Genomic DNA, 7770 nt, shown 5'->3' with positions numbered 1-7770 from the left:
TTTAAAACTACTTATTTGCGATATTTTAAAAAGATGAGAAAATCCCATCTTTCGACTAGTATATAAAAATCATTGGTTTGTCAAATACTTAAGAGAAAACCTTTCTAGGTTTGTAAAGATGTTCTCGTTTTTCCAATATAGCAAGAAGCTTATCATCTTCGAAAGCAGCTAATTGATTTTCCATTTGTTCTAACTCGATGAAACGACCAAAACGGACTTCCTCAGCCTGCTCAGGAGTCAAATAAACTTTGACTAAGTCACCTGTCCCAATCTCCAATGGATGAAGAAAATCTAACTCACCAGCTTGAACCTTTTCCTCAATTTCATTCAAGGTCAAAGCATCATCTAACTGCAAGCCTGCAGCACTGGTCCTTGTTAAATGAGACATATGAGCTGAATAGCCAAGTTTTTCTCCCAAGTCAACTGATAAGGTACGGATATAGGTTCCCTTGCTACATTTTACTCGGAAGGTAAAACGCGCAAGTTTATCCTCATAGGAAATGGGACTGGTTCTTTCAAAACTATAAATGGTTACCTTACGTTCTGGACGCTCGACTTCCTGACCAGCACGTGCATACTCATAGAGCTTGCGACCATTGACCTTGACAGCCGAATACATCGGTGGGATTTGTGTGATAGGACCAGTCAAACTCGCAATCGCTTCATCGACAAGTTTTTCATCCAGTGGAGCTAAAACAGGAGTTTCTGCAACAATTTCCCCACTAGCGTCTTCGGTTGTTGTTGAATATCCTAATGTGATTTCTCCCTCATAGACCTTGCCTTCATCCTGCATGAACTCTACCATGCGAGTCGCCTTTCCCACAGCAATGGGTAAAACGCCCACTACATCCGGATCCAAGGTCCCACCATGGCCAATCTTCTTAGTTCCCAAAATCTTACGCAGTTTAAAAACCGCATCATGCGAGGTCATGCCTGCTTCTTTTTTTAAGTTGATAATACCGTTCATTTATTAACTTTCTAAAAATACTAAAACTCTCTTTTGGAAATCCTTATTCTGTTCATAGAGTGCATGCCCGCACTCTGGCAAAATGGTGAGCTGGCTATCTTTGATATGCTGATGCAATACAAGTGAACCATCTACGCCAAGAACATCATCTTTTTCTGCTCCAATGATTAACGTAGGGCAGCTAATTTTTTCCAAAAAAGCTAGACTATCATGCTTCAAACAAGATACAGTCTGAATATCAATACGTTTTTTATCTTTAATGCGACCAAAGATTCCCATTATTCGATAAAGGTATTTAAATCTTCCAAAGGATTTAGTCGTGTAAGAGTGACGAGCAATATCAATCATTAGATCTTTATAAGTTCCTGTTTGGATCAGGTTCAGCCAGCAACTAATTCTCTCCCTGCCTTGATTACTTAGTTTTGCAGTGGTCACGGCTAAAATGAGCTTTTGAACCTTTTTAGGGAAATCCACCACCAACCATTGGGCAATCATTCCACCTTGTGAAATCCCCATAACATAAGCGGTATCTAGGTTTAGTATCTCCATTGCTTCAGCAACATCTGCTGCCATATCCCGTGTCGTATATCCCTGCCTCAACTCAATGATTCGAGAAAAAACATAAATTTTATAACGTTTGGCAAGTATACGGTATGTGATTAAAAAAGGCATAGCCATACCTTTAACCGTCTGTAGTCCATCACCCAATCCTGGTATAATCACCATTGGGTCCTTTCCTTTTCCAAATGTTACATAGTCCATGCTCTTTTCATTAAAATATAAGGTTTTCCCTTTTGTTGAAGACATTACCTCATTCCCTCCACTTTTTTTTCATGATTTATTTATGTTGAGTTTTTAAATGCAAGGCAAAGCCGAGAGTAACTTTTTCAAATCCAACCGCCTGATAAAACTGATGTGCAGCATTTCGTTCAGCGGTTAAACCACTATTTAGAGCCAGTGCCTTAACTCCTTCTTTTACCGCTTGTTTTTTCAATTCATCAATTAGCCTACTAGCAACTCCTTGTCGTCTTGTTTCTTTTGCAACTGACAAAGCCAAAATACGATAGTAAGATCCATCTGCTTCAAAAAAGAAGAGCTTTGCGTAACCTAAGAAACCTAAAATTTCTCCGTTTCTTTCAGCTAAAAGACAGCCATAATGCGGCTGAGAAAGAATCATTTCTAAACGTCGAGACAGCTTAGAAGCGGTCGTTGGATAGCCCAAGTCTTCATATAGAGACAATAGTGCTTCAGCATCTTTTATGGTTGCTTTTCGTATCTGCATAGGAGCCTCCTAGTCTTCCTTCAAAGCTGGTCTGTAGAGGAGTTTTGAGACAATGATCATTAGAAAAAAACCAAAAATCAAGGGCCAAAACCCACTGAACACCTGAACTTTTGTTATTTCTCTTACAAGAACAAAAAGAATAAGTGCTGCTCCTGTCAAGAAAGCGACAGGAGACACTTTAAACTTCGTTTTAGAATGACCTAAGAACATCTTGCCTCTTTTCTTATCAAAAAAAACTGTTTCCCCTTCAAAATTACCAATTCCTACAAATTCAACGTCTTTTAACTTTATAATTTTATTTTCGTCCAAGAGAATCTCCTATCACTGAAATACAGATCCAATACCACTAAAAAGTCAGATACTGCATTACCAACACCATCTATAACTTCTTTACCTGCTTTTACTACATCATTTGTTATTTTTGAGACTTCCTTCTTTTAGTCCTCTACCAACTTTTAATCTCTTTTAGCTCGTATTCCTACCATGATATCTGTATACAAAACATCATTTATCTTACTTGAAATATAAAATACGGGTGTAGATTCTTCTAAGTCATTATCAATCAATAAATTGGTTAAGCCGTATATAGCCTTATCAAAGTTGACTGCTTCCTCCCCAGTAACTCTAGCTCCTACCATTCTAGGAACTAAAAAATAACTGTTATAGGCTGTCACTTCCAGTAATTCATTCTCTCCTAAATAATCCTCATGGACAGGAAGATAGACTGTGATGTTGTATGTCCCATCATCCAACTCTCCGATATGAGGGCATGAGTAAAATGGATTACTTTTAGGTGTATATCCAGCTGCTACGGCTGTTTGAACCATATCTTGAAAGGCTACTGCAATTTCATCACCAGTAATGTTGTAATCGACACTTAAGACATTACTCATCATTAATGATTGATTCATACCATATGTAATTTCTGCCATTTTACTTCTCCACTGGGATAATCAAATCTACAAACAAATCATCATAAACTGGAATCAAGACAAGATACAACTTATCTTGCAACTCCCAACCATGGTCTCTGATGTAATCCTTCATCTCGTAGATGGACTGGTCCAAGCCATCCTCAAAAGGTACACGTTTGCTGATACCCTCAATACTTAAACTAGCTTGATACCTTAGTTGGCTCGTTGAGTTTGTTTCTGAAATGACAGGTATATAAATGGTAACGTCCTGTTCTTCTTCGTCAAATTGAGTTGGAGTCATTTCAAAAATGGTCGGACCATCTTTATAGATGCCATTGGTGTAGGGTAAGAGTTCTGTGTGGACAAACAACTCTAATAGTTCGTCCGCTTGAATCTGGACCTGGTCTGTCATCAAATGTTCCATATGAATTTGGATTTCTTTAATCATGTTTCTTTTCCTTTTTAAATCTATTTTTATCAAATTCTTTATTTTGAATCAAATCCGAAGACACTTCTATATGCTTGATTGGTCTTGTTTCCTCAACATCATGACGATGTTGGTAGGCATAGATAATATAAAACAAAGGTAAGTACACAGCTTGTCCAAAAGTCATTGATAATAAAGACATTCCCCATCCCATAAAATAATCATATCCAATCATCGCTAAAAATATACAGACACACGATAAAATAAGTGGAGGAGCGATAACAAAATTAAGCATAACTTTGCTGGCTTTCTGCGAGATAACTTCTTCAGAGTCTAAATTGACCAAGCAGCTCATGACGACTATAACAATAATGGATTGAATAAGAGGGAGGGATAGCTTTAGACCAATAAAGTTATGGTCCCCACTCATAGCACCAAAACCAATAATGGTATAAACATGACCAGTCAAATACATGAGATAGGTTCCAAAACTGGTTAATATCCCTCGCTTAAGATCTAGTAAAAATACTAGATTTAAAACCCAAACAACAATTCCTGCAATAAGCAGCCCTTGATATAAGTCCTCATTTTTTAGAACCTCTAACCCTCCTGCCATAAACATAAAAAATGCTATAGGATACAAAATAAAAATCCCATTTAACACCCCCCAAAGAGGAACCGGTCCCTTTATTCTACTTCTTTGAAATTCAAATGTTTTTTTAATTCGTTCCAGTATCATTTAAACCATCCTCTCATGCCTTTAATTAGGCTATTGACACCTTTTTAATATTTCTTTTAATGCAGTATCAATAATAAATCAATAGGTAAATACCCTACTATTCACCTCTGTCTCTCCAATTCTTTATGATAGTATAAATATAATGTATCAGTATTGCTACTAAAAATGCGAACAAAGGGCGTAATGATACCAAACTGATACCCACAACAAAGAAGGCTGATAAAAAATAAATGATAAACGCCTCTAACTTAGATGGTCTTCTCGCCTCTGGAAGCATATCTAAATGTTCCTTCGTTAGAGCTGAGCGATTACTGAATTGATAAAAGAAACGATATCTTGCAGATAAAGAATCAATATCTAAAAAGTCATATCCCCTAATATAATCAATTACGTAAAACATCAGTAAATTGTCAATTTCGTCAATATTTTCAGTATAGAGAGAAAAATTTCTCTTTCCAGCAATTGCAATATTACTTGCAGCATAAACGGCAATCGGAATGCCATCTTTTGTGACAGGTGAAATATCTCCTTTACTACCTGAACCTACACACGTCATTTCATAGTTATTTAAATTGAATTGAAAAACTCCATGCCAGTATGCTTGTTCCCATAAATGTTCAAATCTTTCTTCTTCAAAATAAATCAAATCCTTATTTAACCCTCTTGCGACTATTCTTTTTCTTTTAGAAATATATTCTGATACTTTCAAGACTAGAATTTCTACATCTTTTGCATATAGACGATAACCTGCCTCTTCTTGAACGATTTCAATTCTTTCAGTCCAATGTTCATCATCAGGTAATTTTGACTCAAGGATAAATCCTTCTGAGTTTCCACGTAATTTTAATTGTATTTCCATGTTTTACCCCCCTATTAATAAGCCCAATCCAAATTGTCCTAGTTTCATTTTTGCCTCTGCTTTTTAGTATCTGGACAATGATTAACAATCATGACAGGCTCCACACCTTCTCTCACTCGAACAACACTCCCAATCGGTAAAGTAGTACGTTCTGACATCAGTTTTCTCCTTCTAAATATTTCTGAGCTTCCTGAACATAAAAGAGTTCTGGATTTTCATGGGAGATGCTTTCAAACAAACTGCGAGTACGAGCTTCGTCTCCTTTTAATTGGGCATTGAGAGCTCCATAATAAGAAAACATGATTCGAGCTAACTTACTTTCTGGCTCAGTGGTGTCGAAGTAGTCGTTCACTTCTTTATTGAACACAATGTCTTTTATGGCTTGAGTTTGGGCGACTAGTTTAGCTTTGCCTCCTTTAAAATCTGGCGCCTTGGACAATTGTTCCTCAAAGAAAGCAATATCTTGTGCATCTTGAAGATGAATGCAAACTTTTAATAGCTCATAGGTTGATATTAAAAATGTATGGTTCCTGAATCTCTTCCAAATTTTCTTCAAATCATATTTGGACATATTTTCCTTGGCAGCTTGAAAATCTCCTTTTAGATAAGCCACTTGACCTTGGATAAATTGGCAATACTCACGATATGTTGCCCTAAAGGGCTTAATAGACTTTTCTGATTGAACCCTGAACATGTCCACATAGAGCTTAAGATTAATAGCATCGTTTAACACTAGATAAATAACTTTGTTTAGGACAAAACGTAGGTATAAAACTAGACTAGCAAATAGTACTACTACTACTAATAATATTACTCCCCACTTTTTGGTATCACTTTGGAAAATTAAAAATACAGCCAACACATCCAAAACAAGTCCAATAATTGAGCTAATTTGACTAATAGTCTCTATTTGTAGAAGAATATTCTCTGTCGCCCTACTTACTATTTTTTCAATTAATTTCATATATTACTCTCTTATTCCTCTGCTCCTAAATATTTCTGCGCTTCCTGTACATAGAAAAGCTCTGGATTTTCATGGGATATGCTCTCAAACAAACTACGAGCACGATCTTCGTCTCCTTTTAGCTGAGCATTGAGAGCTCCGTAATATGAGAACTTGATTCGAGCTAGCTTATTTTCTGGTTCAGTTGTATCGAAGTAGTCGTTTGGTTCTTTGTTAAACACAATATCTTTTATGGTTTGGGCTTGTGCAACGAATTTAGCCTTACCACCTTTACAATCTGCAGCCTTGGACAATTGTTCCTCAATGAAAGCAATACCTTGCGCATCTTGAAGATGGATAGAAGATAGAAATTCATAATATAATTTCTTAAATTCAAATATTTTTCTATTTTTTTTAGAAATATTAGAAAGATTGATATTTGAATATTGACTAAGTGCTAATAAAAAATCTCCTCTGAGGTAAGATAATTCTCCTGTGATTAATTCAAAACTTACTTCATTGAATTTCTTATTAAACTTATTGGAATGACTAACACTGTGTTCAAAGAAAGATTGATATTTCTTAAAGTCAATCAAAGTCTCCTTCAAATATAGGAGAACTTTCCAAGTTAATAAATTTAAAAAGATGCCAATAACTATAAATAATACCGACAAAAATAACAGATAACGTACTGCAATAATATTTTGTTTAAACAATAAAAACAATCCCAAAATTGCTATATAAACTGCAACAACTACTAAATATGACGATAATCGAATACAAATATTATAAAGAAGTTTTACATCTTTATTTGCTAATAATTTAATCAAGCTTTTCAATTTTATAAAAATCCTCCAAATAAAATTGTTTACTAGATTCTCTCAGTAAAAAATTTTCAAAATCACCTTCATCTTCAACTATTGTATACATTCCGTTGTTCACTATAAAATAGTCATTATTGATCATGTAGTGTCCATCGGAAAGTCTTGAAAAATCAATGTCTTCTAACTTCAATTTGTCACTTTCACTAAGTCTTAAACATAAACGAAGGGCTCCCTCTCTCATATAATCTTTAAGAGAAATTGTTGCATATCCTCCAAATGCTTGTTTTTCTGGACTAGATGACTTCTGATTTTGAACTGCTTTTTCTTTAATAAAAGGAGTGATTCTAAATGAACGTGATATTTGAAAACCTGGGCTAGCCAATGGCTGTTCTTTATCATCAATAACTGCTAAATCATATCCTTTCTTTTGTATTGCACTTTCTACAGTTGATTTAAAATCATTCAGAACTGTCTGTGCCTCTTGGCTCGATACAGAAAGCCTCAAGAATTCTTTAAAACCATAATTCTCATTAATGAAACTGACCTCTGTTAATCTTTGATGAATGTACTTAGCACCTACTTGAATAGTTATTCCATTATCCGATACTTCAAAAATACTAATATCTGAAACGTTACTATCTATTTCTACGCTTTTAAGAGCAACATCATAATTCATTCCCCTAGAAGAATAAAACTCTTTTAATTGTTGAACTTTAGCATTATTTCTAAAGTGGCTTTGAATTCTACTTCCTATAAGTAGAGAAAAAATCCCAATCAAAAATATAATAAGTAAATTACGACTTAATTTTGGTTTA

Annotated in this window: 11 protein-coding genes and 1 pseudogene; all 12 read right to left on the bottom strand. The window is 35.1% G+C overall.

Annotated features, from left to right (window positions below; all coding sequences use genetic code 11):
• Nucleotides 1-88 precede the first annotated feature (88 nt).
• The gene (gene truB / locus I1J71_RS08455) at nt 89-967 is read right to left on the bottom strand and encodes a tRNA pseudouridine(55) synthase TruB (RefSeq protein WP_195184435.1); all 879 of its coding nucleotides are present in this window, start codon (nt 965-967) and stop codon (nt 89-91) included.
• 3 nt (nt 968-970) lie between these two features.
• Complete coding sequence (locus I1J71_RS08450) at nt 971-1774, bottom strand: alpha/beta fold hydrolase (RefSeq protein WP_195184434.1); 804 nt, start codon at nt 1772-1774, stop codon at nt 971-973.
• A gap of 31 nt (nt 1775-1805) precedes the next feature.
• Nucleotides 1806-2249: a GNAT family N-acetyltransferase gene (locus I1J71_RS08445; RefSeq protein WP_195184433.1), complete on the bottom strand. Its 444-nt coding sequence runs from the start codon at nt 2247-2249 to the stop codon at nt 1806-1808.
• A 9-nt stretch (nt 2250-2258) separates the two neighbouring features.
• Complete coding sequence (locus I1J71_RS08440) at nt 2259-2558, bottom strand: hypothetical protein (RefSeq protein WP_229026694.1); 300 nt, start codon at nt 2556-2558, stop codon at nt 2259-2261.
• Between the two features lie 146 nt (nt 2559-2704).
• Nucleotides 2705-3181 (bottom strand): DUF5085 family protein, encoded by a 477-nt coding sequence (locus I1J71_RS08435; RefSeq protein WP_195184432.1) that lies wholly within the window; start codon nt 3179-3181, stop codon nt 2705-2707.
• A 1-nt stretch (nt 3182) separates the two neighbouring features.
• Nucleotides 3183-3611, bottom strand: a complete 429-nt coding sequence (locus tag I1J71_RS08430; RefSeq protein WP_195184431.1) for a hypothetical protein — start codon at nt 3609-3611, stop codon at nt 3183-3185.
• The gene (locus I1J71_RS08425; protein ID WP_195184430.1) at nt 3604-4329 is read right to left on the bottom strand and encodes a hypothetical protein; all 726 of its coding nucleotides are present in this window, start codon (nt 4327-4329) and stop codon (nt 3604-3606) included. Before I1J71_RS08425 ends, I1J71_RS08430 begins: the two co-directional genes overlap by 8 nt.
• A gap of 97 nt (nt 4330-4426) precedes the next feature.
• Nucleotides 4427-5188: a hypothetical protein gene (locus tag I1J71_RS08420; RefSeq protein WP_195184429.1), complete on the bottom strand. Its 762-nt coding sequence runs from the start codon at nt 5186-5188 to the stop codon at nt 4427-4429.
• A gap of 44 nt (nt 5189-5232) precedes the next feature.
• A complete protein-coding gene (locus tag I1J71_RS08415) occupies nt 5233-5346 on the bottom strand; it encodes a DUF4176 domain-containing protein (protein ID WP_172605081.1) in 114 nt (37 codons plus the stop codon).
• Nucleotides 5346-6152 carry a hypothetical protein gene (locus I1J71_RS08410; RefSeq protein WP_195184428.1) on the bottom strand — a complete coding sequence of 269 codons (807 nt, stop codon included), beginning with the start codon at nt 6150-6152 and terminating at the stop codon, nt 5346-5348. The genes I1J71_RS08415 and I1J71_RS08410 overlap by 1 nt, the downstream gene beginning before the upstream one ends.
• Nucleotides 6153-6163: 11 nt before the next feature.
• On the bottom strand, nt 6164-6961 hold the full coding sequence (locus tag I1J71_RS08405) for a hypothetical protein (RefSeq protein ID WP_195184436.1): 798 nt from the start codon (nt 6959-6961) through the stop codon (nt 6164-6166).
• A pseudogene (locus I1J71_RS08400) lies at nt 6954-7770 on the bottom strand (glutamyl-tRNA amidotransferase); the annotation flags it as partial. The gene I1J71_RS08405 and the pseudogene I1J71_RS08400, both read right to left, overlap by 8 nt.

It is taken from the genome of Streptococcus infantis (assembly GCF_015546995.1).
GTDB classification, from domain to species: domain Bacteria; phylum Bacillota; class Bacilli; order Lactobacillales; family Streptococcaceae; genus Streptococcus; species Streptococcus infantis_J.
Note: the sequence above shows the minus strand (reverse complement) of the source record. Positions and strands in the feature narration are given on the sequence as shown.